Origin of the sequence: Lutibaculum baratangense AMV1 (assembly GCF_000496075.1) — a bacterium.
Lineage (GTDB): Bacteria > Pseudomonadota > Alphaproteobacteria > Rhizobiales > Tepidamorphaceae > Lutibaculum > Lutibaculum baratangense.
The window spans coordinates 79,887-106,664 of record NZ_AWXZ01000019.1 but is presented as its reverse complement, the minus strand read 5'-3'; the positions used below and the strand labels follow the sequence as shown (position 1 = coordinate 106,664).

At 70.1% G+C, this 26,778-nt stretch carries 24 protein-coding genes; 13 read left to right on the top strand and 11 right to left on the bottom strand.

Annotated features, from left to right (window positions below; all coding sequences use genetic code 11):
- Positions 1 to 8: 8 nt before the first annotated feature.
- The 6 genes from N177_RS08240 to N177_RS08215 all read right to left on the bottom strand — a co-directional run bounded on the left by N177_RS08240 (position 9) and on the right by N177_RS08215 (position 5,904).
- Positions 9 to 1,286 (bottom strand): LysR family transcriptional regulator, encoded by a 1,278-nt coding sequence (locus tag N177_RS08240; protein ID WP_023431840.1) that lies wholly within the window; start codon positions 1,284 to 1,286, stop codon positions 9 to 11.
- A 9-nt stretch (positions 1,287 to 1,295) separates the two neighbouring features.
- Positions 1,296 to 2,078 carry a sulfite exporter TauE/SafE family protein gene (locus N177_RS08235; RefSeq protein WP_023431839.1) on the bottom strand — a complete coding sequence of 261 codons (783 nt, stop codon included), beginning with the start codon at positions 2,076 to 2,078 and terminating at the stop codon, positions 1,296 to 1,298.
- Positions 2,079 to 2,148: 70 nt separating this feature from the next.
- Positions 2,149 to 3,096 (bottom strand): Bug family tripartite tricarboxylate transporter substrate binding protein, encoded by a 948-nt coding sequence (locus N177_RS08230; protein WP_210163428.1) that lies wholly within the window; start codon positions 3,094 to 3,096, stop codon positions 2,149 to 2,151.
- 54 nt (positions 3,097 to 3,150) lie between these two features.
- On the bottom strand, positions 3,151 to 3,660 hold the full coding sequence (locus tag N177_RS08225; RefSeq protein WP_023431837.1) for a tripartite tricarboxylate transporter TctB family protein: 510 nt from the start codon (positions 3,658 to 3,660) through the stop codon (positions 3,151 to 3,153).
- Positions 3,657 to 5,162 carry a tripartite tricarboxylate transporter permease gene (locus N177_RS08220; protein WP_023431836.1) on the bottom strand — a complete coding sequence of 502 codons (1,506 nt, stop codon included), beginning with the start codon at positions 5,160 to 5,162 and terminating at the stop codon, positions 3,657 to 3,659. The genes N177_RS08225 and N177_RS08220 overlap by 4 nt, the downstream gene beginning before the upstream one ends.
- A 271-nt stretch (positions 5,163 to 5,433) precedes the next feature.
- On the bottom strand, positions 5,434 to 5,904 hold the full coding sequence (locus N177_RS08215) for an MgtC/SapB family protein (RefSeq protein WP_023431835.1): 471 nt from the start codon (positions 5,902 to 5,904) through the stop codon (positions 5,434 to 5,436).
- A 428-nt stretch (positions 5,905 to 6,332) separates the two neighbouring features.
- Between N177_RS08215 and N177_RS08205 the strand changes: the two genes are divergently transcribed.
- Genes N177_RS08205 through N177_RS08195 form a run of 3 tightly spaced genes read left to right on the top strand, consistent with a single transcriptional unit; the run spans position 6,333 to position 9,432 of the window.
- Complete coding sequence (locus N177_RS08205; RefSeq protein ID WP_023431833.1) at positions 6,333 to 7,613, top strand: serine hydrolase domain-containing protein; 1,281 nt, start codon at positions 6,333 to 6,335, stop codon at positions 7,611 to 7,613.
- The gene (locus tag N177_RS08200) at positions 7,610 to 8,623 is read left to right on the top strand and encodes a daunorubicin resistance protein DrrA family ABC transporter ATP-binding protein (protein WP_023431832.1); all 1,014 of its coding nucleotides are present in this window, start codon (positions 7,610 to 7,612) and stop codon (positions 8,621 to 8,623) included. The genes N177_RS08205 and N177_RS08200 overlap by 4 nt, the downstream gene beginning before the upstream one ends.
- Entirely contained in the window at positions 8,620 to 9,432 is an 813-nt protein-coding gene (locus N177_RS08195; protein WP_023431831.1) for an ABC transporter permease, read from the top strand. The genes N177_RS08200 and N177_RS08195 overlap by 4 nt, the downstream gene beginning before the upstream one ends.
- Positions 9,433 to 9,486: 54 nt before the next feature.
- On the opposite strand, the gene argE is transcribed toward N177_RS08195, so the two are convergent.
- Both argE and N177_RS08185 read right to left on the bottom strand, forming a co-directional pair.
- Positions 9,487 to 10,647, bottom strand: a complete 1,161-nt coding sequence (argE, locus tag N177_RS08190) for an acetylornithine deacetylase (RefSeq protein ID WP_023431830.1) — start codon at positions 10,645 to 10,647, stop codon at positions 9,487 to 9,489.
- 67 nt (positions 10,648 to 10,714) lie between these two features.
- Positions 10,715 to 11,620, bottom strand: coding sequence for a LysR substrate-binding domain-containing protein (locus tag N177_RS08185; protein WP_040485403.1), 906 nt, complete (start codon positions 11,618 to 11,620; stop codon positions 10,715 to 10,717).
- Positions 11,621 to 11,813: 193 nt separating this feature from the next.
- Between N177_RS08185 and N177_RS08180 the strand changes: the two genes are divergently transcribed.
- The 10 genes from N177_RS08180 to N177_RS08135 all read left to right on the top strand — a co-directional run bounded on the left by N177_RS08180 (position 11,814) and on the right by N177_RS08135 (position 22,510).
- Positions 11,814 to 13,430: an ABC transporter substrate-binding protein gene (locus N177_RS08180; RefSeq protein WP_023431828.1), complete on the top strand. Its 1,617-nt coding sequence runs from the start codon at positions 11,814 to 11,816 to the stop codon at positions 13,428 to 13,430.
- Positions 13,431 to 13,506: 76 nt separating this feature from the next.
- Entirely contained in the window at positions 13,507 to 14,484 is a 978-nt protein-coding gene (locus tag N177_RS08175; RefSeq protein WP_023431827.1) for an ABC transporter permease, read from the top strand.
- Entirely contained in the window at positions 14,481 to 15,416 is a 936-nt protein-coding gene (locus tag N177_RS08170) for an ABC transporter permease (RefSeq protein WP_023431826.1), read from the top strand. The genes N177_RS08175 and N177_RS08170 overlap by 4 nt, the downstream gene beginning before the upstream one ends.
- The gene (locus N177_RS08165; protein ID WP_023431825.1) at positions 15,413 to 16,399 is read left to right on the top strand and encodes an ABC transporter ATP-binding protein; all 987 of its coding nucleotides are present in this window, start codon (positions 15,413 to 15,415) and stop codon (positions 16,397 to 16,399) included. Before N177_RS08170 ends, N177_RS08165 begins: the two co-directional genes overlap by 4 nt.
- A complete protein-coding gene (locus tag N177_RS08160) occupies positions 16,396 to 17,412 on the top strand; it encodes an ABC transporter ATP-binding protein (protein ID WP_023431824.1) in 1,017 nt (338 codons plus the stop codon). The genes N177_RS08165 and N177_RS08160 overlap by 4 nt, the downstream gene beginning before the upstream one ends.
- Positions 17,413 to 17,477: 65 nt before the next feature.
- Positions 17,478 to 18,905 (top strand): M20 family metallopeptidase, encoded by a 1,428-nt coding sequence (locus tag N177_RS08155; RefSeq protein WP_023431823.1) that lies wholly within the window; start codon positions 17,478 to 17,480, stop codon positions 18,903 to 18,905.
- On the top strand, positions 18,905 to 20,158 hold the full coding sequence (locus tag N177_RS08150) for a Zn-dependent hydrolase (protein ID WP_023431822.1): 1,254 nt from the start codon (positions 18,905 to 18,907) through the stop codon (positions 20,156 to 20,158). The genes N177_RS08155 and N177_RS08150 overlap by 1 nt, the downstream gene beginning before the upstream one ends.
- A 143-nt stretch (positions 20,159 to 20,301) precedes the next feature.
- A complete protein-coding gene (locus tag N177_RS08145; protein WP_023431821.1) occupies positions 20,302 to 20,673 on the top strand; it encodes a YciI family protein in 372 nt (123 codons plus the stop codon).
- A complete protein-coding gene (locus N177_RS08140; protein ID WP_023431820.1) occupies positions 20,670 to 21,920 on the top strand; it encodes an RNA polymerase sigma factor in 1,251 nt (416 codons plus the stop codon). The genes N177_RS08145 and N177_RS08140 overlap by 4 nt, the downstream gene beginning before the upstream one ends.
- Positions 21,921 to 22,009: 89 nt before the next feature.
- The gene (locus N177_RS08135) at positions 22,010 to 22,510 is read left to right on the top strand and encodes an SRPBCC family protein (protein WP_040485402.1); all 501 of its coding nucleotides are present in this window, start codon (positions 22,010 to 22,012) and stop codon (positions 22,508 to 22,510) included.
- Positions 22,511 to 22,564: 54 nt separating this feature from the next.
- Here the strand turns inward: N177_RS08135 and N177_RS08130 are convergent, their stop codons facing one another.
- The 3 genes from N177_RS08130 to N177_RS08120 are packed head-to-tail and all read right to left on the bottom strand — an operon-like array spanning position 22,565 to position 26,735.
- Positions 22,565 to 23,689 (bottom strand): ABC transporter permease, encoded by a 1,125-nt coding sequence (locus N177_RS08130; RefSeq protein WP_023431818.1) that lies wholly within the window; start codon positions 23,687 to 23,689, stop codon positions 22,565 to 22,567.
- A complete protein-coding gene (locus N177_RS08125) occupies positions 23,689 to 25,668 on the bottom strand; it encodes an ABC transporter permease (protein WP_023431817.1) in 1,980 nt (659 codons plus the stop codon). The genes N177_RS08130 and N177_RS08125 overlap by 1 nt, the downstream gene beginning before the upstream one ends.
- Complete coding sequence (locus N177_RS08120; protein ID WP_023431816.1) at positions 25,665 to 26,735, bottom strand: HlyD family secretion protein; 1,071 nt, start codon at positions 26,733 to 26,735, stop codon at positions 25,665 to 25,667. The genes N177_RS08125 and N177_RS08120 overlap by 4 nt, the downstream gene beginning before the upstream one ends.
- Positions 26,736 to 26,778 lie beyond the last annotated feature (43 nt).

Here is a 26,778-nt window from a genome sequence, read left to right as displayed (position 1 = left end):
GGGCGGCTTCAGCTTCCGGCGGCGGCGGTCTCGAGCGAGATCGCGGCCGTCCGCTCGAGCTCGCTCAGGAAGGCACGCTGCAGCGGCGTCGGCTGCCAGCTCGCATGCACGGTGTAGCCGATGTCGCGCGGCGACTGGCCGAGGTCGACGGGCACCACCGCGAGCTGCCCATGCGCCTCCTCGTAGCGGATCTGGTGCCGCGAGATGAGGGCGAGGCAGTCGCTCTCGAGCAGGATCGACCTCACGGCGATGTGGGAGGCGGCTTCGAGCAGGACCGTCGGGTGAGAGGGGGAGGTGGCGACGAGGCTGTCGAACTCGCGGCGTGCCGGCGACCCCGAGCGTGGCGCGATCCACGGATAGGCGAGGAGGTCGTGAAGCCCGCTCACCTCGCGGCGGAGGCATGGATGGTCGCTGCGCGCGACCACGCAGAGCTCCTCGCTGAACAGGACGTGCTGCCGCACGTCCTCCGCCTCGACCGGCTGGCGCAGGGCCCCGACGAGCACGTCGATGTCGCCGTCCCGCACCCCCGCGACGAGCGCCGGGTAGGGCGCCTCCACGAGCTGCAGCCGCACATGCGGGAAGCGCTGGGCGATCTCGACCATCGCCTTCGGCACGATGAACGAGCGGGCGAGCGGCAGGGCCCCGACCACGAGTCGGCCCTCGGACACGCCCCGCTCCGCCGCCATCTCCTCCCGCGCCAGCTCGAGCTCGCGGAAGAAGAGCTTCGCGGCGCGGGAGATGATTTCGCCGAGCTGCGTGAGCCTGAGCACGCTGCCGTCGCGCGCGACGAGCGGACGCCCCACGCGCTCCTCGAGGTTGCGCAGGTTCCGGCCGACCGACTTCTCGGTGATGCCGAGCGTCCTGGCGCAGGCCTCGAGGCTCCCCGACCTGCCGATCTCGATGAGCACGCAGAGCTGGCTCGCGCGGAAGAGAAGCGAGGGGTCCCGCGCCTGGGCGCCGGGCGGGTCGCCGGCGGAGGCGGCGTCGCCGAGCCTCCGGAAGCCGCGTTCGACGCGGGTGCGGAGGATGCCGCCCATCCGCGTCGGCGTCATGCCCGTCGCGCTCCGGGTGAAGAGGTTGGCGCCGAACTCCTCCTCGAGCCGGACGATCGCCTGCGAGATGGCCGGCTGCGACAGATGGATCTCGTCGGCCGCGCGGTTGATGCTGCGCAGCTCCGCGACGCGGCAGAACGCCCGGAGATGGCGCAGGTTCGGCCCCGCCGCCTCGCCGCGCTCGGCGGTGGTCGGCCGCGTGTCCCGAAGCGATGCCGCGTCCGCCGGTCTCATCGGCTCACGCTAGATGAGGCCCCGGACGATGAGAAGCACCGCCGCCATGATCATGAAGACCTGGTAGGCCCTGAAATAGACGGAGTTCGAGAGCGTCTGCGCCAGTCTCGTCCCCACCAGCAAGAACACGGCCGCGAGCGGCAGCATGATCGCCGCCTGCAGGACGAGCGACCAGCCGATCAACCCCGCGCCGACGAACAGGATCGTCCGCCACGTCAGGATGGCCGTCACGATGAGGATGACGGTGCCCCGGAAGCTCATCCGCTCCGAGGCGCGCGTGCGCAGGTAGATCGAGAGGAAGACCATGGCGCCGGCACCCACGACGCCGGCCATGAGGCCGGCGATGATCGCCGAGATGCTGCCGAACAGGCGGTGGCGGCGCGCGAAGACCGGCTCGAGGCGCCGCCAGGCCGGGGAGCCCTCCATCAGGAGGATCGCCAGGAGGACGATGCCCACCACGAGCTGCAGACCGTCCGACGGCAGGTACTTGAAGACGAAGACGCCGAGCACGAGGGCCGGCATGATGTAGATCACCATCCGCCCGGCCAGCGCCCGGTCGCCGTGGCGGATGCCGTCGGGGATGATGAAGGTCTGGGAGGCGAGGTTGACGAGGCCGCCGAGGAGCACCGCCTCGTGCGGCGGCATGAGCAGCGAGCCCATGAGGATCATCGGCGGGACGGCGCCGTATCCGAAGACGCCCTTGATGAGGAAGGCCAGCGCATAGGCGGCGGCGAGGGCGGCGAACTGCCAGAGGGCGAGGCCCTCGAAGACGGGGATACCGGCGACTGTCATGCACCCACTGCAAATGCGACGGCAGGGCGTGGTGCCCTGCCGCCTGGATGTCGGGGGAGTGCCGGCGGGGTCAGTTGCCGGCGATCACGTCCTTATAGCGGGTGAGAAGCTCCGTTTGCGACTCGATCAGCGCCGAAAGCTCGTCTCCCGACATCGCTTCGAAGGCCGAGCCGGTGTCTTCCGCCCATGTCTTCACGGATTCTGCCTCGAGCGCCTTGTCGAACGCGGCCTGCACCGCCGCCCGCGTCTCGGCCGGCACGCCCGGCGGCAGGCCGAAGGCGCGGATGAGGCCGAGATTGGCGAGGTTCGCATATCCCGCGTCCGCCGCCTTCTCGGTGTCCGGGAATTCCGGCGTCTCGCGCTCCGTCATGAGCAGGATCGCCTTGAGGTCGCCCTTCGCGTTGAAGGCGGTCGCCGTCGAGATCGGCGGCACGGAGGCGATCGCGTCGCCGCGCACCACGCCCAGCAGCGCCTCGCTGTTGCTCGGATAGCCTGTGATGATCTCGCATTCGAGCCCCACCTCGGCGCACAGGATCCGGTTCGCCGCGACGCCCGACGAGCCGTAGGCCGTGAAGGTGATCGGCTCGCCGGCGGCCTTCATGTCCTCGATCGTGTCGTAGGGCGAATCCTTGCCGACGACGACGACGTACTGGTTGAAGGCCATCGCGCCGAGCCAGTCGATCTCCGAGACGTCGTAGGCGACGCTCTCGCCGTTGATCACCGGCTCGATGATGCCCGGCACGTTGAAGACCGCGAAGGTCTGCCCGTCGGGCTTCGCCTGGTAGGCGACCGTCGCGCCGCGCAGGCCGCCGCCGCCGGTCACGTTCTGCGGCACGACCTTGACGTCGAGATCCTCCTCCATCGCCCGGGCGAGCACCCGCGCGTAGGTGTCGAACCCGCCGCCGGGACCGGACGGGATGATGAGCTGCACGTCGCCCTTCGGCCAGTCCTGCGCGGCGGCCTGTCCCGCCGCGAGCGCCATCGCCGCGGCCGCGGCGAGGCCCAATGCCCGTTTCATCATCTTCTTCCTCCTGTTGTCGTTGTCGTTCTTCGTGCCCTTAGGGGTGGTGGGTCACATGTAGTCGCCCATGATCAGGCCCTCGAAGACGCTGTAGCCGAGCAGGAGCTCGAACATCGCGTAGAGGAGGCCCGTCACGACGGCCGCCGTCGCCACGGCGGCGACGAGCGGCTTCTTCGCGTAGAACCGGAGATAGGCCACCATGTAGATGGGAATGGCGGGATAGAAGCCGACGAGGATGACGAGCGCGAGGAAGCCGCCGATCCAGGCGAAGGCGCCGAGCTCGCGCAGGGCCGGGTGGCGCTGCCCGGCCTGCCCGTCGAGGCCCGGAACCGGGGCCTTCGCCCCGCTGCCCTGCAGCACGCGCCGCAGGTTGCGTGCGAGCGCCCCTTCGCCGCGGGAGACGAGGTCGAGCACCACGAGAAGGATCGCGATCAGCGCGACGCCGAGCGGCATCGCCCTCGTCTGCGGGTCGTAGGCGGTGGCGGTGTAGGCGTAGAAGGCCGCCACGACGAGGAGCACGATCGAGGGGACGGCGTCCTTCAGTCTCTCGCGCGCCGTCATGTCAGGGCCTCCCGGCTCGCCCGGCGCCGCCGCAGGAGATAGCGGATGAACGGCACGCTCAGGCTCAGGATCACGAGAAGGAACAAGACGAGCGACAGCGGCCGCGTCAGGAAGACGGTCCAGTCGCCGCGGGCGATCATCATCGACTGGCGGAAGTTCACCTCCGCCACCTCGCCGAGGAACATCGCGATGACGAGGGGCAGGCGCGGATAGTCGAAGCGGATCATCAGGTAGCCGATCGCCCCGAAGATCACCGCGACGATCACGTCGTGCATGCTCGACTCGAGCGCGTAGGCGCCGACGAGCGACACCGACAGGATGACCGGCACGAGGTAGTTCACGTCGACGAGCGTGATCAGGGCGAGCTGTCGGGCGACGGCGAGGCACACGATCGAGGCGAGCACGGAGGCGATCGCGATCGACAGCATCAGCGACGTGATGACGTCGAGATGGTTGATGAGGAGCGACGGCCCCGGCTGCAGCCCGTGCAGCACGAGGAGGCCGAGGAACACCGCCATCTCCGCGCTGCCGGGAATCCCGAAGGCGAGGGTGGGGATGAGGGAGCCGCCCTCGCGGGCGTTGTTCGAGGCTTCGGGCGCGATCACCCCCTCGATGTTGCCCTTGCCGAAACTGTCGGGGTCCCGCGACGTCTGGACGGTGACGGAATAGGAGAGGAACGCCGCCACCGTGCCGCCGACGCCCGGAACGGCGCCGATCACCGCGCCGATGACGGAGCCGCGCAGGAGCGTCTTCCAGTAGCGGAACACGGCGAAGATGCCGTCGCTCACCCGGCTCACGCGGACGGCGCTCGGATTGTCGGCGATCGAGCCGCCGGCGAGGTAGAGCGACACGATCTGGGCGATCGCGAAGAGGCCGATCAGGGCGGGGATGAGCGAGATCCCGTCCCAGAGATAGTCGATGCCGTAGTCGAACCTGACCGCGCCACTGACATTGTCGTAGCCGACGAAGGCGATCATCAGCCCGAAGCAGGCGGCGATCAGCCCCTTCAGCATCTTGCCGTCGGTCGAAACCGCGATGGCGCACAGGCCGAGCACGGCGAGCATGAAGAACTCCGGCGGCGAGAACATCAGGATGATCTCGCGGGCCACCGGCAGCACCATGAACAGGATCAGGATGCCGAAAAGGCCACCGAGCGATGAGGCCGCCGCGGCGGCGCCGAGCGCGGCGCCCGCCTGCCCCTTCTTCGTCATGGGATAGCCGTCATAGACGGTCGCGGCGTTCGGGGCGGTGCCGGGCGTGTTCAGGAGGATCGCCGTCACCGACCCGCCGAAGGGAATGGCGCCCATGATGCCGCCGGCGAGGAACATCGCCGCCGTCGTGTCGATCCCGAAGGTGAGCGGTATCAGAAGCGCGAGGGCCGTCGGTCCGCCGAGGCCGGGAATGATCCCGAAGACGAGCCCCACGAGCGTCCCGACGAAGAGGTAGATCGCGCCGCCGGACGCGGTCAGCGCGCCGACCGAGGTGGCGACCGCCTCAAGCATGGCCGTGCACCGGCGTCTTGCCGTCGGGGCCTTTCGCCGCCTGCCGGCACCCCTGGCCGAAACTGGCCATCACGCTTCCTCCCGGCGTGCGCCTCCATTGGTGGCCGCACGTCATTCGTTGTTTGTCCGGATCATAGGCGCGTGGCGGCGGCAAGCGGGAATAGCATCTCGGTCCGGGCTATTCGTTTTGTGTGCCGGCACCTGCTCCACGGGGGCAGAGTCCCGCGGCCCCCGGCGCCTCTTCGGCGGGCGAGGATCGCGCGCTTCCCGGTCAGTCCTTCGGCTCGTCGGCGTCCCATTCGCCCCCATGATGCGCCTTGAAGGGATTGAGAGCGACGAGCGTCACGACCGTGACGAGGGAAACGATGGCGGCGACATCGATCGCGCCGAGGCCGACGGCCGTGCCGATCGCACCGGTCGACCACAGGCTCGCGGCGGTCGCCGTGCCGCGCACGGAATCCTTCAGCCGCAGCACGGCGCCGCCGCCGATGAAGCCCATGCCGGTGATCAGCCCCTCGACCACCCGCGCGGTCGCCTCGGGGTTCTGCCCGATGACCGACTCCGCCGCCTGGATGAAGCCGCAGCTGGCGACGGCCACGAGGGGAAATGTCCGGAGGCCGGCACTGCGCTCCTTCCTCTCGCGGTTCCAGCCGATCGGGATGGCGAGCGCATAGGCGATGGCGAGCGCCACGAGATGGGGAACGATGTTGAACTGATCGGTGCTGATGATGTCGTCGAGCATTGGCCGGCGCTCCGGAAGATCGGGGATCCAACCGAACGCGGCGCTTGCCCCGGCGGATCCTCCGCGAGCGATCGCCATGGTCGCGTCGGCCTCGCCGGGGGAGCGCGCCTCGAGCGGCGGCGTTCATAAGCGATGCTGATGAACAGGATCACGAAGTTTCGTTGGATCGTCGGTGCGCATCCTGACATTGTCCGCGCCTCGGAAGACGGCCGAGGCCCGAAGAGAACGGAGAGCGAGATGAGGAGAGGAGCGACGACGGCGTTCGATGCGGCGCACCTTCCTGCTGCCGCCCTCGCCATGCTGCCGCGCCCCCGCCTCCCGCGGGCCTGACGCGACGGCAACCCCACGCGCCGCGCGGGCCTCTCTCCGCCGGCGCCCGGCAAGATCTCCTTTCGTCGAGGCTCCAGTTGGCTGGAGGATTTCCCGCGATGTCACGTTTCTTCGATTCCGCCTCGCGCGGAGGCGCCGCCGTGGGCGCTGCGCCCGTCCCGCGCCGGCCCGACCCGCTTGACGATGCGCTCGCCGCTCCCGTCGCGTCCGGTGACGTGCCGGGGCTCGCCTGGACGGTCTGGCGCGAGGGCGCCACGCGGTCCGGTGCGGCCGGCGTCCAGGACCTCGCCTCTTGTGCCCCGATGCGGCGGGACACGCTCTTCCGCGTCGCCTCCCTGACGAAGCCCGTCACCGCTGTGGCGGCGATGATCCTCGTCGAGGAGGGCTTCCTCGAATTGGACGCGCCGATCGACCCGTGGCTGCCGGAGCTCCGCGACCGGAGGGTCGTCCGCCGCCTCGACGGGCCGCTCGACGACACGGTGCCGGCCGCGCGGCCGATCACGCCGCGCGACCTCCTGACGATGCGAATTGGGCTCGGCGCGGTGTTCGCCGACCCGGCGGCCTCGCCGCTCCTGACACGAATGGGCGAGCTGGGCCTCGCGCCCGGCCCCGGGCTCTTCGACGGCGATGCGGACGATTATCTCGAACGGCTCGCCTCGCTCCCGCTCGCCTGCCAGCCGGGGCGGCGGTGGCTCTATCACACCGGCATGGACGTTCTGGGCCTGCTCGTCTCGCGGGTGACGGGCATGCGTCTTGGCGACTTCATGCACGAGCGCGTCTTCGAGCCGCTCGGCATGCGCGACACGGGCTTCCACGTGCCGAAGGAGAATCTCGGCCGGCTCGCGACCTGCTACGAGCGCGACGGGAACGGGGCGCTCGTCCCGTGTCCGGAGCTCCTCGGACCCGATCCCTCGGTGCCGCCGCGACTGGAGTTGGGCGGCTCGGGCCTCGTTTCGACGGTCGACGACTTCGCCGCGTTCGGCCGGATGCTGCTCGCCGGCGGCGCCGTCGACGGGCGGCGCATAATCTCGCCCGAGAGCGTGTCGATGATGACCACGGATCAGGTGCCGGCGGAGGTGAAGGCCGTGTCGCCCTTCTATCCGGGCTTCTGGGACACGTATGGCTGGGGCCTCGGGATGGCCGTCGTCACCGCGCCCGACGGCATTCCGCCGGCGCCCGGCCGCTTCGGTTGGTGGGGCGGCACCGGCACGACCTTCTTCTGCGACCCCGCGACCGGCACGGTGGCGGTGCTGATGTTCCAGCGCATGATGACGCGCCCGGACGACACCGAAACCGGCGAAGCCTTCCTGAAGCTCGCCCTGGCCGGACCGGGCGGCCACGCGGCAACGGGGCGCGGCAGGGATTGGAAAGACCGATGAACGAACGTCCATCTCCAGCGGCCTCCCGCCTGGCGGCAGGCGCGACCCCGGCCGTCTCCGCGCGGGGCCTGACGAAGCGCTTCGGCGAGCTCGTCGCCGTCGACGGAATCGACCTCGAGGTGCCGCGCGGCATGATCTTCGCGATCCTCGGTCCGAACGGCGCCGGGAAGACGACGCTCATGCGCATGCTCGCGACCCTCGCCGAGCCCGACACCGGCGAGGCCTCGATCATGGGACACGATCTCGTCGGGGAGCCGGACGAGGTGCGGGGCGCGATCGCCATGACGGGGCAGTTCGCCTCGCTCGACGAGGACCTCACCGGCCGCGAGAACCTCGTGCTGCTCGCAAGGCTCTGGGGATTCCGGGGGAGGGCTGCGAGAGAGCGCGCGGACGCGCTTCTCCACGAGTTCGACCTCGCGGAGGCGGCGACCCGCCAGGTGAAGGCCTATTCCGGCGGCATGCGCAGGCGGCTCGACATCGCGGCCTCGCTCGTCGTCACCCCCTCGGTGCTCTTCCTCGACGAGCCGACGACCGGCCTCGACCCGAAGGCGCGGCAGGGCGTGTGGCGGATGATCCGCGGCCTCGCGGAGGCCGGCGTCACGATCCTCCTGACGACGCAGTATCTCGAGGAGGCCGACCAACTCGCCTCCCGCATCGCCGTCATCGACCACGGGCGCAAAATCGCGGAGGGCACGAGCCGCGAGCTGAAGGCCGCCACCGGCTCGGGCTTCCTGCACGTGACGCTCGGCGATCCAGGGCAGATGCACGAGGTCACCCGGCGGCTCGAGCGCATGCTGCGCTCCCAGGTGCAGCAGAGCCCGGAGGGTGGGATCGTGTCGACGCCCGTCGCGTCGGCCGTCGAGGCGAGCGAGGTCGTCGCCGCGCTCGTCGCCGCAGGTGTCGACGTGTCGGGCTTCTCGATGGGCTCGCCATCCCTCGAGGAGGTGTTCTTCGCGCTGACGGGCGAGATGGGCGAGGCGGACGACACCCAAGGGGGAGACCGGACATGAGCAGAGCCACGAACGGAAGCGGTGTCGCGATCACGCGGGTCGAGCGGCCGGCGCGGCCGTCGGCCGTCTCGAACGCGCTCGTCTTCGGCTGGCGCGCCGTCCTCAAGTTCAAGCACGTGCCCGAGCAGCTCTTCGACCTCGTCATGACGCCGATCATGTTCACGCTGCTCTTCACCTTCGTGTTCGGCGGCGCCCTGGCGGGCTCGGCGACCGACTATCTGCAGTATTTCCTGCCGGGCATCCTCGTGCAGACCGTCGCCTTCAACTCCGTCTATTCCGGGATGGGCCTGTCGACCGACCTCGGCAAGGGCCTGTTCGACCGCTTCCGCTCGCTGCCGATCTGGCCGCTCGCGCCCTTCGCGGGCCTCATGGTCGGCGACGTGCTGCGCCACCTGATCGCCGGCGCGATCATCCTCACGATCGGGCTCCTGCTCGGCTACCGGCCGGAGAACGGCGTCCTCGGCATCGTCGCGGGCTTCGGCCTTCTCGTCGCGATCGGCTTCGGCATGGGCTGGGTGTTCATCGTGCTGGGGCTCCTGATCCGCACCCCGACGACGGTGATGACGGTCGGCTTCACCTTCCTGTTCCCGCTCGTCTTCGCCTCGAACGTCATGGTCGAGCCGGAAACAATGCCGGGCTGGCTGCAGGCCTTCGTGGCGGTGAACCCGATCTCGCTGATGGCGACCGCCATGCGCGGGCTCCTCGGCGGCGGCGCGACCGCGGCGGAGGTGGGCCTCGCTCTCCTGGCCCCCCTCGTGTCGACGGTCGTGCTCGCGCCGACGACGCTCTGGCTCTATCTCAGGCGGTGAGGCGGCGGGCGCTCGTCGCCCGGGCACGTCCCGCCACTCCGGCCGGGCGGCGCTTCAGCCCGCCGCCCAGCCGACGAGCCGGCCGATGAACCGGTCGCAGGCATCGAGCTCGCTTCTCGCGATGAACTCGTCGGGCTTGTGGGCCTGGGCGATCGAGCCCGGCCCGCAGATCACGGTCTCCACGCCGAGCCGCGTCTGGAATAGGCCGCCCTCCGTGCCGTAGGCGACCTTGCCCCAGCCCTCGGCCTCCGCGAAGCCCTGGGCGAGCCGGGTGATCTCCTCGTCCGGTCTCGTCTCGACGCCGGGGAAGGCCGCGAAGACGTCGATCTCGATCCCCGCCTCCGGCGCGATCGCCTTCATTTCCGGCTCGAGCTCGTCCTTGGCGTAGCGGCGTAGCTCCTCCACGAGCGCGTCGGCGTCGTCCGAAGGCAGCGCGCGGAACTCGCAGTCGAAGGTGCAGAAATCGGGCACGATGTTGAGCGCGGTTCCCCCCGCCATGATGCCCGTATGCGCGGTCGTGTAGGGAACGTCGTAGCCCTCGTCGCGCGCGCCCGACTGCGCGAAGCGCCGGCCGATCTCCCGGATCTTCAGGACGAGCATCGCCGCGTAGTCGACCGCGTTCACCCCCTGTGGCGCGAGCGAGGAGTGGCACGCCCTGCCGTGCACGCTCACCCGCATCGAGCGCTTGCCCTTGTGGCCGATCATCACCCGCATCGAGGTCGGCTCGCCGACCACGCAGAAGCGCGGCTTGACCGCCCTCTCCGCAAGCCGGTCGAGGAGCGTGCGCACGCCGACGCAGCCGACCTCCTCGTCGCAGGAGAAGGCGAGGTGGACCGGCCGGGCGAGCCTGCGCTCGCGCATCGCCGGCACGGCGGAGAGGCAGCAGGCGAGAAAGCCCTTCATGTCCGTCGACCCGCGCCCGTAGAGGCGGCCGTTGCGCTCCGTCAGCGTGAAGGGGTCGCTCGTCCAGTCCTGCCCGTCCACCGGAACGACGTCGGTGTGGCCGGAGAGGATGATGCCCGGCACGTCGTCGGGGCCGATCGTCGCCCACAGATTGGCCTTCTCTCCCGTCTCGTCGGGCACGCGCTCGCTCGGTATGCCGAGGTCCTGGAGATAGGCCTCGACGTAGGAGATCAGCTCGAGGTTCGGGTTGCGGCTCGTGGTGTCGAAGGCCACGAGATCGGCGAGGAGCTCGGCGCTCGTACGGGGGGGCATGGTCGGGTTTCTTTCGTCTTCTGGTCGGGATCCGCCTCGGCGGGCGGGTTTCGGGCTTGGTCCGTCGTCAAGGAAGGCTCGCGCGCGTCGCCTCCATGAAGGCGAGGGTGGTGGGCGATGCCGGCTTGCTCGCCGGCAGCAGGAACGAGGTGCGGTAGGGGATCGCCGGCTCGAACGGCTTCACCTCGATGCCGCGCACCAGCTGGTGGGCGATCGGGAACGGGTTGAGGATCGCCACGCCCATCCCCTCCCGCACGAACTCCGCCGCCGACACCGAGGTCGCGGTCTCGATCACGATCCGTCGCCGCACGCCGGCGCGCTCGAACAGCCGGTCCATCGCCGCGCGCGCCGAGTGGCGCCGCGTCAGCGAGATGAAGGGCTCTCCCTCGAGATCCTCGGGCCTTATCACCTCCCAGTCGGCCAGGCGGTGGCGGCTCGGCACGGCGCAGACGGCCTGCGTCGCGAGCAGGAGCTCCGTGCGCACGCCGTCATGCGACGGGCTGTTGTCGGTCAGGGCGAGGTCGTGGGTCGCCTCCGCGACGCTCGTCGCCAGCGCGTCGCTCGACAGGACGTCGAAGACGACCTCGAGCTCGGGGTTGTCCTTCGTGAACTGTGCGATCCGGCTCGGCAGGAAGCGGTGGGCGATCGTCGGCGGCGCGGCGAGCCGCAGCGTTCCCGTGAGCGACCGCCGCTTCGTCGCGGAGCGGTCGGCGATGCGGGCGAGCGCGGCGAAGATCGTCCCGAGCTCCTCGTTCACCGCGAGTGCCTCCCGCGTCGGCACGAGGCGGCCCTTCTCGCGCGCGAAGAGCGTCCGCCCGAGCTCCGCCTCGAGCTGCGCGAGGCTGCGGCTGACGGCCGGCTGCGACAGGCCGAGGCGCTGCGCGGCGGTCGTCGCCTTGCCCGTCTCGACGAGCGCCCTCAGCACCTCGAGCTCCCTGAGCGTGAAGCCGACCCGCCTCTCGTCTGCCCGCACCGGGGGCTCTGCCTCGTCCTGCATCTTGTCTGGGCACACAGCATGAGATTTATGCATAGGATTTTTCTTTTGACATTTGTTTATCGCATAATAGCGTACCGGTTCAACAGGATCGGCAGCGCCACGGGGAACGGCGGCGCCGCTCCTGGACCGGGGGCGACAGCGTCCCCTTCCGCCGAACGGGAGGCACTACATGAAACTCGCAACGACGCGGCTCGCAGCCGCCTTCGTCGCGGCCGGGGCGTTGACGGCGCCGGCCTACGCACAGCAGCTCACGATCGGGCTGAAGTCCGAAGCGACGTCGATGGACCCGCAGTTCCACAACCTGTCGACGAACACGCAGGTTCTCCTCAACGTCTTCGAGGGGCTGACGAAGCAGGATGCCGTGCAGCGGCTCGAGCCGTCGCTCGCGACCGAGTGGGAGGCCGTCGACGACACCACGTGGCGCTTCACCCTGCGCGAGGGCGTGAAGTTCCACAACGGCAGCGACTTCACCGCCCGCGACGTCATCTACACGATGTGCCGCGTGCCGCTGGTCGAGAACTCGCCGTCCTCCTACACGATCTACACCGGCACGATGACGGACGTCGCCGCCGACGGCGACCATGCCGTGATCATCACGACAGACGGTCCGGACCCGCTGCTGCCGACCGAGCTCGCGAGCCTGCCGATCCTGTCGGCGGACGCGCTCGGCGCCGAGGACGAGGTCACCTACGCGCAGGGCGGCTGCGAGGGCATGGGCGAGGTGCCGCAGTCTCCCGCCTTCAACTCTCCCGACGTCGCGGTGGGCACCGGCCCCTACACGCTCGACGAGTTCACCCGCGGCAACCAGCTCGTGATGAGCCGCTTCGAGGGCTACTGGGGCGACGCGCCGAACTGGGAGCGCGTCGTCATGCGGCCGATCTCGAGCGACGGCCCGCGCGTCGCCGCGCTCCTCTCGGGTGACGTCGACATGATCGAATCCCCGCCGATCCAGGACATTCCGCGCATCGAGCAGGGTGGCTTCAAGATCGTCGACGCGCTGTCGAACCGCATCATCTACCTCGCCATGGACCAGGAGGGCGAGGCGCCGAGCCTCGGCGGGACGAACGGCGAGAACCCGCTCCTCGACCAGAAGGTGCGGCAGGCGATCTCCCTCGCCATCAACCGCGAGGCCATCGCCGAGCGCATCATGGGCGGCTTCGCCGTGCCGGCCGGCGAGCTCCTGCCCCCGCCGATGTTCGGCACGTCGGATCGCGATGTCGACCCTTACGATCCCGAGAGGGCGAAGGAGCTTCTGGCGGAGGCCGGCTATCCCGACGGCTTCCAGATCACGCTCGGCACGCCGAACGACCGCTACATCAACGATGAGCAGGTCGCCCAGGCCGTGGCCCAGATGCTCGCCCGCGTCGGCATCCAGACGACCGTCGACGCGATGACGGCGAGCCAGTTCTTCTCGCGCCGCAACGCCCAGGAGTTCCCGATCTACCTCGCGGGCTGGGGCGCGGCGTCGGGCGAGATGTCCTCGCCGCTGAAGTCGCTGCTCGCGACCTACGACAAGGATGCCGGCATGGGCGTCACGAATGCCGGGCGCTACTCGAACGCGGAGTTCGACGAAATCCTGCGCGAGGCGATGACGACGATCGACGACGCGGAGCGCGAGACGCTCCTGCAGCAGGCCGGGACGATCGCGCTCGACGAGTTCGGCATCATCCCGCTCCACTACGAGCAGACCGTCTGGGCGATGAAGCCCGAGCTCTCCTACGAGCCGCGCGTCGACCAGTACACGATCGCCTCGCAGGTGGAGTCCTCGGGCGAAGGCTCGAACTGACGCGGGCCCGCCGGCGCCCTCTTCGGGGCGCCGGCACGCGGCGCGCCTGCGCCCTTCGCCACTCTTGGAGCGCGAGATGATCGTCTATCTCGTCCGTCGCCTGGGGCAGAGCCTGATCGCCGTCGTGGCGATGGCGGTCCTCGTGTTCCTCGGCGTCTACGCCATCGGCAATCCCGTCGACGTCCTCATCAACCCCGAGGCGAACCAGGCGGAGGTCGCGGCCGTCACGCAACGGCTCGGCCTCGACAAGCCGCTCTGGGAGCAGTTCGTCATCTTCATCGGCAACCTGCTGCAGGGCGACCTCGGCAACTCCTTCGTCTACGGGCGGCCGGCCGTCGAGATCATCCTCGAGCGGCTGCCGGCGACGATGGAGCTCGCCTTCGTGGCGCTCGTCCTCGCGGTCGTGATCGGGGTGCCGCTCGGCGTCCTGGCCGGGCTCAAGCCCGACTCGATCGGCGGCCGCTCGATCATGGCGGGGTCGATCCTCGGCTTCTCCCTGCCGAACTTCTGGCAGGGCATGCTCCTCATCCTCGTCTTCGCGGTCATGCTCGGTTGGCTGCCGGCCGGCGGCCGCGGGCAGACGGTCGAGGTGCTCGGAATGCGCTTGAGCCTCTTCACCTGGGACGGGCTGCAGCACCTCATCCTGCCGGCGCTCAATCTCGCGCTCTTCAAGATGTCGCTCGTCATCCGGCTCGCCCGCGCCAACACCCGGGAGGTCGCGCTGCAGGACTACGTGAAGTTCGCCCGCGCCAAGGGCCTCTCGGCGCGGCGCGTCGTGACCGTCCACGTCCTGAAGAACATCATGATCCCCGTCGTCACGATCCTCGGCCTGGAACTGGGCTCGATGGTCGCCTTTGCGGTGGTCACGGAGACGGTTTTCGCCTGGCCCGGCATGGGCAAGCTGCTGATCGACTCGATCAACCTGCTCGACCGGCCGCTGATCGTCGCCTATCTCATGCTGACGGTGCTGATCATCGTCACGATCAACTTCGTCGTCGACATCCTCTACTCCTTCCTCGACCCGCGGGTCCGGCTCTCGGAGGTGAAGGGATGACGGACCGCTCGGTGGCAAGCTCGCTCGAGCCCGTGATCACGACGAAGCCGCTCGAGGTCGAGAGCCCCTTCAGACGCATCGCCCGCGCCTTCGTGGAGGACAGGCTCGCCGTCCTCGGCCTCGTCCTCTTCCTCGTGATCGCGCTCGCCGCGATCCTCGCGCCCTGGATCACGCCGCAGAACCCCTACGACCTCGCCCAGCTCGACATCATGGACGGCGGCCTGCCGCCCGGCGAGACGAGCTTCGCGACGGGGGGCACCTACTGGCTCGGCACCGACCAGCAGGGCCGCGACATGCTGTCGGCGATCGTCTACGGCCTGCGCATCAGCCTGCTCGTCGCCTCCGTCTCGCTCGGCCTCGCCATCACGATCGGCGTCGCGGCGGGCGTCGCGGCCGCCTATTTCGGCGGGCGGCTCGACGCGCTCATCATGCGCGTCGTCGACCTGCAGCTCTCCTTCCCGGCGATCCTCATCGCGCTCATCCTGCTCGCGCTTCTCGGGCGCGGCATCGACAAGGTCATCCTCGCCCTCGTCATCGTGCAGTGGGCCTATTACGCCCGCACCGTGCGATCCTCCGCGATCGTCGAGCGCAACAAGGACTACATCGAGGCCGCCCGCTGCCTCGGCTTCTCCCACCGCCGCATCATGTTCCGGCACCTCCTGCCGAACTGCGTGCCGCCGCTGATCGTCGTCGCGACGGTGCAGATCGCCCAGGCGATCGCGCTCGAGGCGACGCTGTCCTTCCTCGGCGTCGGCGTGCCGATCACCGAGCCATCGCTCGGCCTCCTCATCGCCAACGGCTACGACTACCTCCTGTCGGGCCGCTACTGGGTCAGCCTCTATCCCGGCATCGCGCTCGTCGTCACGATCATCGCGATCAACCTCGTCGGCGACCGGCTGCGCGACGTCCTCAACCCGCGGCTGCAAAAATGAGCCTTCTTCAAGTCCGCGATCTCGCGACGCATTTCTTCACCCGCGACGGCGTCGCGAAGGCCGTCGACGGCGTCAGCTTCACGCTCGACCGGGGCGAGATCCTGGGCCTCGTCGGCGAGTCCGGGTCCGGCAAGTCCGTCACCGGCTTCTCGCTGATCGGCCTCGTCGATCCGCCGGGGCGGGTCGTGTCCGGCAAGATCGTCTTCGACGGCACGGATCTCGTGGCGGCGGGCGAGCCGGCGTGGCGGACACTGCGCGGCAAGCGCATCGCGATGATCTTCCAGGACCCGATGATGACGCTGAACCCGGTCCTCAGGATCGACACGCAGATGGTCGAGACGGTGCTCGCCCACGCCGACGTGTCGCGCGCCGAGGCGCTGGAGCGGGCGCGACAGGCGCTCGTCCGGGTCGGCATCTCGGCGCCGGACGACCGCCTGAAGAGCTATCCCCACCAGTTCTCCGGCGGCATGCGCCAGCGCGTCGCGATCGCCATCGCGCTCCTGCACGAGCCGGACCTCATCATCGCCGACGAGCCGACGACGGCGCTCGACGTGACGATCCAGGCGCAGATCCTGTCTGAGGTGCAGCGGCTCTGCGCCGAGACCGGCATGGCACTCATCTGGATCACCCACGACCTCGCCGTCGTCTCGGGCCTCGCCGACAGGCTCGCCGTCATGTATGCCGGCCGCATCATCGAGGAGGGCGAGACGGCCCGCGTCATCGAGCGCCCGCTCCACCCCTACACGAAGGGGCTCATCGAATCGGTGCCGCACGGCAAGAAGCACCGCGAGATGCTCGCGCAGATCAAGGGCATGACGCCGTCGCTCCTCAACCTGCCGCAGGGCTGCAAGTTCAGGCCGCGCTGTCCGCGCGCCGATGACGCCTGCCTGGAGGAGCCGGCGCTCGCCGAGCTCGCTCCCGGCCGCCGGGCGCGCTGCGTCCACCCGCATGTCGAGGCGCTACAGGAGACTCTCGTCTCGTGACCGAAACGATCCTCGATATCGACGCCGTCTCGAAGCGTTTCGTGAAGGAGCTCGACATCGCCGAGCGCACGGCGCGGCTCCTCGGCTCCTCGGTGAAGGAGCAGACGGTCCATGCCGTCGACGAGGTGAGCCTCTCCGTCGCGAAGGGCGAAGTCCTCGGCCTCGTCGGCGAGTCCGGCTGCGGCAAGTCCACGCTCGGCCGCATGGTCGCCGGGCTGATGCGGCCGAGCGACGGCGAGATCCGCTTTCGCGGCCGGAACATCGGCACGCTGAAGGGCGCCGAGGCGCGCGACGCGGCGCTGAAGATCCAGATGGTCTTCCAGGATCCGATGTCCTCGCTCAACCCGCGCCTCCGGGTCGACGAGATCGTCGGCGAGGCGCCGCGGGTTCACGGCATCGTCCCGCGCCGCGAGGTGACCGCCTATGTCGACGACCTTCTCGAGCGCGTCGGCCTCGACCCCTCGACGCGCCGGCGCTATCCCCACCAGTTCTCCGGCGGCCAGCGCGCGAGGATCGGCATCGCCCGGGCGCTCGCGGTGAAGCCCGACTTCATCGTCTGCGACGAGTCGGTCGCGGCCCTCGACGTGTCTATCCAGGCGCAGATCCTCAATCTTTTCATGAGGCTGCGGGAGCAGTTCGACCTCACCTACCTCTTCATCAGCCACGATCTCGGCGTCGTCGAGCACATCTCCGACCGCATCGCCGTCATGTATCTCGGCCGCCTCGTGGAGCTCGGCGACGCGGAGGTGGTGTTCTCGCGGCCGAACCACCCCTACACTCAGGCGCTCGTCGAGGAGATCCCGACCTTCGAGACGAAGAAGAAGGTCTACGGCGCGATCAAGGGCGAGATCCCCTCTCCCCTCGACCCGCCGCCGGGCTGCCACTTCCACCCGCGCTGCCCGCACGCCTTCGAGCGCTGCCGCATCGAGCGCCCGCTCCTGAAGGAGGTGGCGCCCGGCCGGCTTTCGGCCTGCCACCTCAACGACGAGGCGAGCCGGCGCGGGGCCGCCTGACGATCTCGGCGGGCGGCGCCGCCCGCGTCCTTCCTGCCAAGCGACATCTCGAGCTGGAGACGAAATTGAGCAATTCCGAACGCATCTGGGACCTGGTCGACGCGCGGCGCGAGGCCTACGAGGCGCTGAGCGACCGTATCTGGGGCATGCCGGAGATCGCCTATACCGAGTACCGCTCCTCGGCGGAGCACAAGGCGATGCTCGAGGAGGAGGGCTTCCGCGTCACCGACGCTCCGGCCGGCATCCCGACGGCGGTGATGGGCGAGGCGGGCGAGGGCGGCCCGATCATCGCCTTCCTCGGCGAGTACGACGCGCTGCCGGGCTTGAGCCAGGAGGCGAACGTCGCGGAGCCGAGGCCGCTGCCCGGCAACGGCCACGGCCATGGCTGCGGTCACAACATGCTGGGCTCGGCCGCGCTCCTCGCCGCGACCGCCTTCAAGAACTACCTCGCCGAGACCGGCAGGCCCGGCCGCATGCGCTATTACGGCTGCCCGGCGGAGGAGGGCGGCGCGGCCAAGGCCTTCATGGTGCGCGACGGCGCCTTCGAGGGCGTCGACTGCGCGATCACCTGGCATCCGGCCTCGCTCACCCGGGTCGACGAGGCGCTGTCGCTCGCCAACACCCGCATCGACTTCACCTTCAAGGGCCGCGCCTCCCACGCCGCAGCCGCGCCCCATCTCGGGCGCTCCGCGCTCGACGCGGTGGAGCTGATGAATGTCGGCGTCAACTACATGCGCGAGCACATGCCCTCCTCGGCGCGCATCCACTACGCGATGATCGACGCCGGCGGCATCGCGCCGAACGTCGTGCAGGGCAGGGCGACGGTGCGCTATGCCGTCCGCGCGCTCGACATCCATGCCATGAAGGCCTTGAACGAGCGCGTCATGAAGGTCGCGCGCGGCGCGGCGCTGATGACGGAGACCGAGGTCGAGTGGCGGATTCTGAGCGCGGTGTCTAACCTCCTCGGCAACACGCCGATGGAGGAGACGATGCAGCTCAACATGGATCGCCTCGGCCCCGTCGTCTTCGACGACAGCGACCGCGAATTCGCGGCCGCGATCCAGGCGACGCTGACCGAGGAGGACATCGTGAGCGACTACCGCCGCTGCGGGGTCGAGCCGCAGGAGAACCAGCCGCTCTGCGACTTCATCGTGCCGCTCGGCCAGATCGGCGAGCCGATGATCGGCTCGACCGATGTCGGCGACGTCAGCTGGGCCGTGCCGACCGTGCAGGCCCGCGTCGCGACGCACGCGATCGGCACGCCCGGCCATTCCTGGCAGATCACGGCGCAGGGCAAGGGCGGCCCCGCCTACAAGGGGCTCGTCTATGCCGCGAAGGTCATGGCCGGCACGGCCGTCGACCTTCTGAACGAGCCGGACCGGCTTGAGGCCGCCAAGGCCGATCACGCCGCCCGCACGACGAAGACGCCCTATGTCTGCCCGATCCCGCCCGAGGTGAACGCGCCGATCCAGCCGAAGCCGGCCGACCTCTGATGGCGAGGATCGACGATGGCCGCCTCTGGCGGCGCCTCGAGCGTCTGGCCGGGATCACCGAGCCCGACCGGCCTTGGACCAGGCGCTCCTTCACGCCGCGCTACCTCGAGGGGCGCGAGTGGCTGGCGCAGGAGTTCCGGGAGGCCGGGCTCGACGTCCGGCTCGACGCGGCCGGGAACCTGTTTGGCACGCTTCGTGGCACCGAGCCCGGCCTCCCGCCGATCCTGATAGGCTCGCACACCGACAGCGTCCCCTCGGGTGGGCGCTTCGATGGTCCGCTCGGCGTGCTCGCGGCGCTCGAGGTGGCGCAGTCGCTCGTCGAGCGGGGCGAGCAGCTTCGCCACACGCTCGAGGTCTGCGACTTCCTCGCCGAGGAGCCGAGCGAGTTCGGCCTGTCCTGCGTCGGCAGCCGGGCGCTCGCGGGCAAGCTGACGGACGACATGCTGGCGATGACGCGGCCCGACGGGATGACGCTGCGCGAGGCCATCGCCTATGTCGGCGGCGACCCGGCGCGGCTCGCCGAGGCCGCCCGGGCGCCGGGCTCGGTCGCGGCCTATGTCGAGGTGCATATCGAGCAGGGCCGGGTGCTCGAGAGCGAGGGGACCGACATCGGCGTCGTCACCGACCTCGCCTCGATCCGGCGCGAGAAGATCCTCGTCACCGGCCGGGCCGACCATGCCGGCGCGACGCCGATGAAATTGAGGGCCGACGCGCTCGTCGGCGCCGCGGCGATCGTGACCGCCGTGCACGAGCGGGCGGCAGAGCTCGCGGCCGAAAGGCCCTTCGTCGCGACCGTCGGGCGCATCGTGAACTGGCCGAACGCGGCGAACGCCGTGCCGGGCTCGAGCGAGCTCACGCTGGAGGTGCGCTCCGCCGACGAGGCCGCCGTCGAGCGGTTCGCCGCCGATGTCCTGGCTGGCCTTGCCGGAACCCTCGAAGCCCACTCCCTGAAGGTCGAGCGCGGCCTGATCAGCCACGTCCCTCCGAGCCCCTGCGACCCCTTCGTCCAGGAGACGATCGCGAAGGCGGCGGAGAAGGCGGGCCTCACCTCGCGGCCGCTCTTCAGCGGCGCCGGACATGATGGCATGTGGGTGTCGCATGTCGGCCCGTTCGGCATGATCTTCGTGCCCTGCCGCGACGGCCGCAGCCACACGCCGGAGGAATGGACCGAGCCGCACCAGGCGGCGGCGGGCGCGAAGGCGCTCGCGGAGACGGTGGAGCTCCTCGACGCGGAGCTGGCGCCGCCAGCCTGAGGGGGCGCCGCGATTTCTGCAAGGCCGGTGTCGGACGGTGCCGGCGCCGTTCGTCCTCCGGGTGCCGCGAACGCCGTGGCGCCCGGAGACGCGGCTTTCGTGTAGTCTTCGGGTATATCGGCCTCGCTCCGGGGACCCAAACGATGCTCTACGCGATCCTCTGCTACGATTCCGAAGACGCCGTCTCGTCCTGGCCGAAGGAGAAGGACGACGAGGTCATGGCGCGGCTCGGCGCGATCCTCGACCGGGTGGAGGCGGAGGGGCGGCTCGGACCGGTCGCGCGCCTCCTGCCCACGACCGCCGCGACGACCGTGCGCAAGGGCGGCGAGCAGCTCGTGCTCGACGGCCCCTTCGCCGAGACGAAGGAGCAGCTTCTCGGCTTCTACGTCGTCGACGTCGAGAGCCTCGACGAGGCGATCGCGCTCGCCCGCGAGCTCGGCCAGGCGGTCGGTTCGGGCGGCGCCCACGAGGTGAGGCCCATCGGCCATTTCCGCGCGCCCCGGTCCGCCGGATGAGCGACCTCGCCTGGATCGACGGGGCGCTCGCCGCCGCGCGGCCGAAGGCGGTCGCGGCGCTCCTGCGCTATTTCCGCGACCTCGACACGGCCGAGGAGGCCTTCCAGGAAGCCTGCCTCAGGGCGCTGCGGAAATGGCCGGAGCAGGGGCCGCCGCGCGATCCGGCCGCCTGGCTGATCCTCGTCGGCCGCAACAGCGGCGTCGACGCGGCGCGCCGGGCGAAGCGCCTCACGCCGATCGAGGACGAGGCGGCGCTGTCGGATCTCGGCGACGCCGAGGCTGAGGCGGCCGAGCGGCTCGACGGCGAGCGATACCGCGACGACATCCTCCGCCTGATGTTCGTCTGCTGCCATCCCGACCTTCCGGCGACGCAGCAGATCGCGCTCGCCCTGCGCATCGTCTCGGGCCTCACCGTGCAGCAGATCGCCCGCGCCTTCCTCGTCGGCGACAGGGCGATGGAGCAGCGCATCACCCGGGCGAAGGCGCGGGTCGCGCAGGCTGGTGTTCCCTTCGAGACGCCGGGCGCGGTCGAGCGGGCCGAGCGGCTCGGCGTCGTCATGAAGATGGTCTATCTCGTCTTCAACGAGGGCTATTCCGCGAGCGGCGCGGAGGCCCGGCAGCGCGAGATCCTGTGCGGCGAGGCGATCAGGCTCGCACGCCTTCTCCTGCGCCTCTTCCCCGTCGAGCCGGAGGTCATGGGGCTCCTCGCGCTCCTCCTCCTGCAGCACGCCCGCTCGGCCGCGCGGCTCGACGCGGACGGGCAGGTCGTCCTCCTCGAGGATCAGGACCGGGGCCTGTGGAACGGCAAGGCGATCACCGAGGGCCTCGCCCTCATCGACAAGGCGATGCGCCATCGCCGGCCGGGCCCTTACCAGATACAGGCGGCCATCGCCGCGCTCCATGCCCGCGCTGCGACGCCGGAGGCGACGGACTGGGCGCAGATCGCGCTCCTCTACCGCCGGCTCGAGGAGATCGAGCCGTCTCCCGTGATCACCCTGAACCGCGCGGTCGCCGTGTTGAAGGTCGACGGCGTCGAGGCCGCGCTCGCCCTCGTCGAGCCGCTGCGGGAGCGGCTCGGCGGCTACTTCTATCTCCACGGCCTGCGCGGCGCGCTCCTCGAGCGCCTGGGCCGGCGGGAGGAGGCGAGGGAGGCCTTCCAGCGCGCGATCGCGCTCGCGGGCTCTGCCGCCGAGGTGGCCCATATCCGCCGGCATCTCGACCGGCTCGCCCAGGCCGAGGAGGCGTGATCGGCCGGGCGCTTTTTTCGTCGCCCGGTGTCGGCACGGCCGACCGTGGATCGTCTTCGAAAGAGACGTCCGAGACAGGAGAACGAGAGATGACCGAGAGCCTATTTCCCGACGCGAAGGCGCCGGACAGCGACACCCGCGAGCTGAAGCTCGTCCGGCTTATGGATGCGCCGCGCGAGAAGATCTTCCGCGCCTGGACGACGCCGGAGCTCCTGAAGCCCTGGTTCTGCCCGGCGCCCTGGCGCGTCAGCCACGCCGAGCTCGACGTGCGGCCTGGCGGCTCGAACCTGATCGTGATGAACGGGCCGGACGGCGAGGAATTCCCGAACCGCGGCGTCTATCTCGAGGTCGTGCCGAACGAGAAGCTCGTCTTCACCGACGCCTACACGGAGGCCTGGGTGCCGTCGGGCAAGCCGTTCTTCACCGGCATCATCCTGCTCGAGGACGAGGGGGGCAAGACCCGCTACACCGCGATCGCCCGCCACTGGAGCGAGGAGGACCGCAAGGCGCACGAGGAGATGGGCTTCCACGAGGGCTGGGGGAAGGTCGCCGAGCAGCTCGAGGACTTCGTCCGGCAGATGCCGGACTGACGCGCCCGGCGCAGTGGCGCAGGGCCGCCTGCGGCGAGCGCCGGCCCCGGGGCGTCACGCCATCTGGCTGATCGTCTTCCTGAAGCGCCTCAGGGAGACGGCGAAGAGGCCGGCGCCGATCACCGCGAGGGCGAGGAACTGCGGCCACACGACGTCGAAGCCCGCGCCGCGATAGAGGATCGCCTGCGCCATCGACACGAAATGCGTCGTCGGCGCGACCGACATCACGACCTGCACGGCCTGCGGCATGCTCTCGTGCGGCGTGGTGCCACCGGAGAGCATCTCGAGCGGCAGGAGCGTGAGGATGATCAGCAGGCCGAACTGCGGCATGGAGCGCGCCAGCGTCGCCAGGAAGATGCCCATCGAGGTCGTGGCGAAGAGGTGCATCGCCGCCCCCGCGAGGAAGAGCGCGATCGAGCCCTCGATGGGGACGGCGAGGAGCCCGCGCACGATGCCGAACAGCGAGATGGCGGCCGCGACGAGCACCACGAGCCCCATCGCCCACACCTTCGAGGCCATGATCTGGAACGGCGTCAGCGGCATCACCAGGAGATGCTCGATCGTGCCGTGCTCACGCTCGCGGATGAGCGCCGCACCGGTCAGGACGATCGAGAGCATCGTCACGTTGTTGATGATCTCCATGATCGCGCCGAACCAGGCCGCGTTCAGCGTCGGGTTGAAGCGGGCGCGCAGGTTGAGGCCGACCGGCAGGCCCTCTTCCGAGCGGTGGCGCTCCGCGAAGGCCGACACCTCCTCCGAGAGGATCGTCTGGATGTAGCCGGCGCCGGTGAAGGCCTGCGAGATGCGGGTCGCGTCGACGTTCAGCTGCACGGTCGGCTGCCGGCCCGCCAGGACGTCGCGCTGGAAATCCGGCGGGATCGAGAGCGCGAAGGTGTCGAGCCCCTCGTCCATCCGCCGGTCCATCAGCGCCTCCGAGATGAACTCGGGCGGCGTGAAGTGGGGCGGATAGAACGCGTCGGCGATGCGCGAGGAGAGCTGGGAGCGGTCGTGGTCGACGATGGCGATCGGCGCGCGGCTCAGCGTCTCCGGCATCGCCGTCGCCCCGGCATAGATCGCCAGGGTGAAGGCGTAGACGACGAGCACGAGCATGATCGGGTCGCGTCCTAGGCTGCGCAGCTCCTTCACGCCGAGATGGGCGACGTTCGCGAGGCTCCGCATCACCGCTCCTGCTTCCTCAGCGCCAGCGCTGCGGCTGCGAGCACGATCGGAACCGTCAGAACGAGCGGCACGAACTGCAGGTAGAGGTCGCCGAAGCCGAGGGCCTTCGAGAAGGTGCCGCGCGAGATGGTCAGGAAATAGGTCGTCGGGTAGATCTCCCCGATCGCGCGGCCGAAGCCCTGCAGCGAGGAAACCGGGTCGATCATGCCGGAGAAGCTGACGGCCGGCAGCATCGACAGGATGGCGGTGCCGAAGATCGCCGCGATCTGGCTGCGCATGAAGCTCGAGATCAGGAGCCCGATCGACGTCGCGGCGGTCACGTAGAGGATCGCGGCGAGGAGGAGAACCGCGAAGCTGCCGCGCAAAGGCACGCCGAAGACGAGGACGGCCAGCGCCACGAGGATCAGGAAGCTCGCCGTCGACAGCAGCACGTATGGGAGCTGCTTGCCGATCAGGAACTCGAGCCTCGTCGTGGGCGTGACGTAGAAGTTGACGATCGAGCCGAGCTCCTTCTCCCGGACGACGCTGAGGGCGGCGAGCATCGCGGGAATGAGCATCAGGAGCACCGGGATGACGGCCGGCACGATCGCCGGAAGGCTCTTCACGTCCGGGTTGTAGCGGAAGCGCGTCTCGACGTTCACGCGGCCGGCCAGCGCGGCGGAGAGCCCGGCCTCGCGTGCCTTCGCCTGCAGCCAGTTCGCGTGCATGCCCTGCACGTAGCCCGACACGGTCTCGCCGCGCGAGGGCATCGCGCCGTCGATCCATGCCGCTATCTCCGCGTCGTCGCCCCGCGCCACGCTGCGGGCGAAGCCGGGGGGTATCTCGATCGCGAGGCTGATCTCGCCCGCGCGCATGCGCCGGTCGAGATCCTGGTAGCCAGACAGCGGCTCCCGCTCGTTGAAGTAGCGCGACCCGGCGATCGACATCGTGTAGTCGCGGCTCGCCGTCGTCTGGTCGCGGTCGAGAACCGCGAAGTTCAGCCCCTCCACGTCGAAGCTCAGGCCGTAGCCCATGACGAGCATGAGGATCACGCTGCCGAGCAGCGCGAGCGTCAGGCGGATCGGGTCGCGCCGGAGCTCCAGCGCCTCCCGGTTCGAGTAGCTGAACGTTCGCCTGAGGTCGAACCTCCGCTGCCGGGCCGGCGGTCTCGGTGCGGCGCTCGCGGTCGCGGCCGCAGCCTCTCCCGGGGCGCCGCTGCCCAGCGTCGCGTCGCCGGACGCCTCCTCGAGCCAGCCGATGAAGGCGTCTTCGAGCGTCGCCGTCCCGCGTTCGGCGTCGAGCTCGTCCGGAGCCCCCGTCACCAGCACCTTGCCCGCATGCATGAGCGAGATGCGGTCGCAGCGCTCCGCCTCGTTCATGAAGTGCGTCGAGATGAAGATCGTCACCCCGTCGCGGCGCGACAGCTCGGCGAGGATGCGCCAGAACCCGTCGCGCGCGACCGGATCGACCCCCGTCGTCGGCTCGTCGAGGATCAGGAGGCTCGGGTCGTGAACGAGCGCGCAGCAAAGGCCGAGCTTCTGCTTCATGCCGCCGGACAGCTTGCCCGCCGGCCGGTCGAGGAAACCCGAAAGCCCCGTCGCCTCGGTCAGTTCGGCGATGCGGCGCCGGCGCTCGCCCCGGTCGTGCCCGAACAGGCGGGCGAAGAAGTCGATGTTCTCGGCGACCGAGAGCGTCGGATAGAGGTTCTTGCCGAGCCCCTGCGGCATGTAGGCGATCAGGGGGCATGCGGCGCGGCGGTGGCCGGCATCCGCCATGTCCCCGCCCAGCACCTCGACCGTGCCGGCCTGCAGCTTGCGCGCGCCGGAGACGAGGGAGAAGAGGCTCGACTTGCCCACGCCGTCGGGGCCGATGAAGCCGACCGTGCGTCCGGCGGGAATTTCGAGGGTGATGTCGGCGAGCGCGGCCGTCTTGCCGTAGTTCAGGCTCACCCCGGAGAGGCGCGCGGCGGAGCCTGTCCCGTCGGCCGCTGCGACGCTCACTGCGGCAGCCTCACTTGGTAGGCCTCCGGCCACTCCGCGCGGGGATCGAGCCGCACGGTCACGGTGCCGGGAAGCCCGGTCTTCACGTACTGGATGTACTCCTTGAGGACGCCCGGATCGACGCGCGCCTTGATCCGGAACATGAGCTTCTCCCGCTCCTCCGCCGTCTCGACCGTCTTCGGCGTGAACTGCGCGACGCTCGCGACGAACGAGACGGTCGCCGGGATCACGTAGTCGGGCGCCGCGTCGAGGATGATCCGCGCCTCCGTTCCGAGCGCGACCCGGCCCGCCTGCGCGGTCGGCAGGAAGAAGGTCATGTAGACGTCGGACAGGTCGACGAGGTTGAGGATCGTCGCGCCGCCGGCGACGACCTCGCCCGGCTGGGCGACGAGATACTGCACGCGGCCGGCACGCGGAGAGGTCAGCACGGCGTCGTCGAGATCGGCCCTGATGCTCTCGATCGTCGCCTTCGCGGCGTCGACCCTCGCCCCGGCCGCGACGACGTTCGACTTCGCCGAGCCGATCGCGGCCTCGGCGGCGGCGAGCTGTGCCTCGGCCGCGGCGACCGCCGCCTCGGCCCCGAGCAGGGCCGCCTCCGCCTCGTCGAGCTGCGACACAGGCACGGCCGAGCGGTCGACGAGCTGCTGCGCCCGGTCGAATGTCTTGCCCGCCATGTCGCGCTGGGCGTTGCGCTGCGCGACCACGGCTTCCGCGGCGCGCTTCTCCGCCTCCGCCTGCGTGACCTGGCTCTCCGCCGTGTCGACGGCGATCTCCGCCTGCGCGAGATTGGCCTGCGCCTCCCGCAGCCGCGCCTCGAGCACGGCCGTGTCCATAAGGACGAGCTTCTGCCCCGCCTCGACGAAGGCCCCTTCCTCGGCCGGCATCTCCTTCACCCGCCCGCCCGACTTGGCGGCGACGTCGATCTCGACGGCCTCGATCCGCCCGTTCGCGGCCGCGAAGCCCTCGGGCAGGCCCTCAGGCCGGAGCGAGAGCCAGGCGGCGGCGGCGATGACCGCCAGGACCACGACCGCGGCGATCGGGAGCAGGTGTGTCCGGGTGATCTGCATGGGTTGACTGCCTCTCGGGCTCCGCTCGCGCGTCGGGCCCACG

Bases quoted from the DNA above. Each gene is read 5' to 3' on its own strand.
- N177_RS08180 (WP_023431828.1), top strand. From the start codon at position 11,814: ATGAAACTCGCAACGACGCGGCTCGCAGCCGCCTTCGTCGCGGCCGGG.
- N177_RS08230 (WP_210163428.1), bottom strand. From the start codon at position 3,096: ATGAAACGGGCATTGGGCCTCGCCGCGGCCGCGGCGATGGCGCTCGCG.
- N177_RS08200 (WP_023431832.1), top strand. From the start codon at position 7,610: ATGAACGAACGTCCATCTCCAGCGGCCTCCCGCCTGGCGGCAGGCGCG.
- N177_RS08145 (WP_023431821.1), top strand. From the start codon at position 20,302: ATGCTCTACGCGATCCTCTGCTACGATTCCGAAGACGCCGTCTCGTCC.
- N177_RS08140 (WP_023431820.1), top strand. From the start codon at position 20,670: ATGAGCGACCTCGCCTGGATCGACGGGGCGCTCGCCGCCGCGCGGCCG.
- N177_RS08135 (WP_040485402.1), top strand. From the start codon at position 22,010: ATGACCGAGAGCCTATTTCCCGACGCGAAGGCGCCGGACAGCGACACC.
- N177_RS08215 (WP_023431835.1), bottom strand. From the start codon at position 5,904: ATGCTCGACGACATCATCAGCACCGATCAGTTCAACATCGTTCCCCAT.
- N177_RS08225 (WP_023431837.1), bottom strand. From the start codon at position 3,660: ATGACGGCGCGCGAGAGACTGAAGGACGCCGTCCCCTCGATCGTGCTC.
- N177_RS08165 (WP_023431825.1), top strand. From the start codon at position 15,413: ATGAGCCTTCTTCAAGTCCGCGATCTCGCGACGCATTTCTTCACCCGC.
- N177_RS08235 (WP_023431839.1), bottom strand. From the start codon at position 2,078: ATGACAGTCGCCGGTATCCCCGTCTTCGAGGGCCTCGCCCTCTGGCAG.
- N177_RS08170 (WP_023431826.1), top strand. From the start codon at position 14,481: ATGACGGACCGCTCGGTGGCAAGCTCGCTCGAGCCCGTGATCACGACG.
- N177_RS08220 (WP_023431836.1), bottom strand. From the start codon at position 5,162: ATGCTTGAGGCGGTCGCCACCTCGGTCGGCGCGCTGACCGCGTCCGGC.
- N177_RS08130 (WP_023431818.1), bottom strand. From the start codon at position 23,689: ATGCGGAGCCTCGCGAACGTCGCCCATCTCGGCGTGAAGGAGCTGCGC.
- N177_RS08195 (WP_023431831.1), top strand. From the start codon at position 8,620: ATGAGCAGAGCCACGAACGGAAGCGGTGTCGCGATCACGCGGGTCGAG.
- N177_RS08205 (WP_023431833.1), top strand. From the start codon at position 6,333: ATGTCACGTTTCTTCGATTCCGCCTCGCGCGGAGGCGCCGCCGTGGGC.
- N177_RS08120 (WP_023431816.1), bottom strand. From the start codon at position 26,735: ATGCAGATCACCCGGACACACCTGCTCCCGATCGCCGCGGTCGTGGTC.
- N177_RS08240 (WP_023431840.1), bottom strand. From the start codon at position 1,286: ATGAGACCGGCGGACGCGGCATCGCTTCGGGACACGCGGCCGACCACC.
- N177_RS08175 (WP_023431827.1), top strand. From the start codon at position 13,507: ATGATCGTCTATCTCGTCCGTCGCCTGGGGCAGAGCCTGATCGCCGTC.
- N177_RS08150 (WP_023431822.1), top strand. From the start codon at position 18,905: ATGGCGAGGATCGACGATGGCCGCCTCTGGCGGCGCCTCGAGCGTCTG.
- argE (WP_023431830.1), bottom strand. From the start codon at position 10,647: ATGCCCCCCCGTACGAGCGCCGAGCTCCTCGCCGATCTCGTGGCCTTC.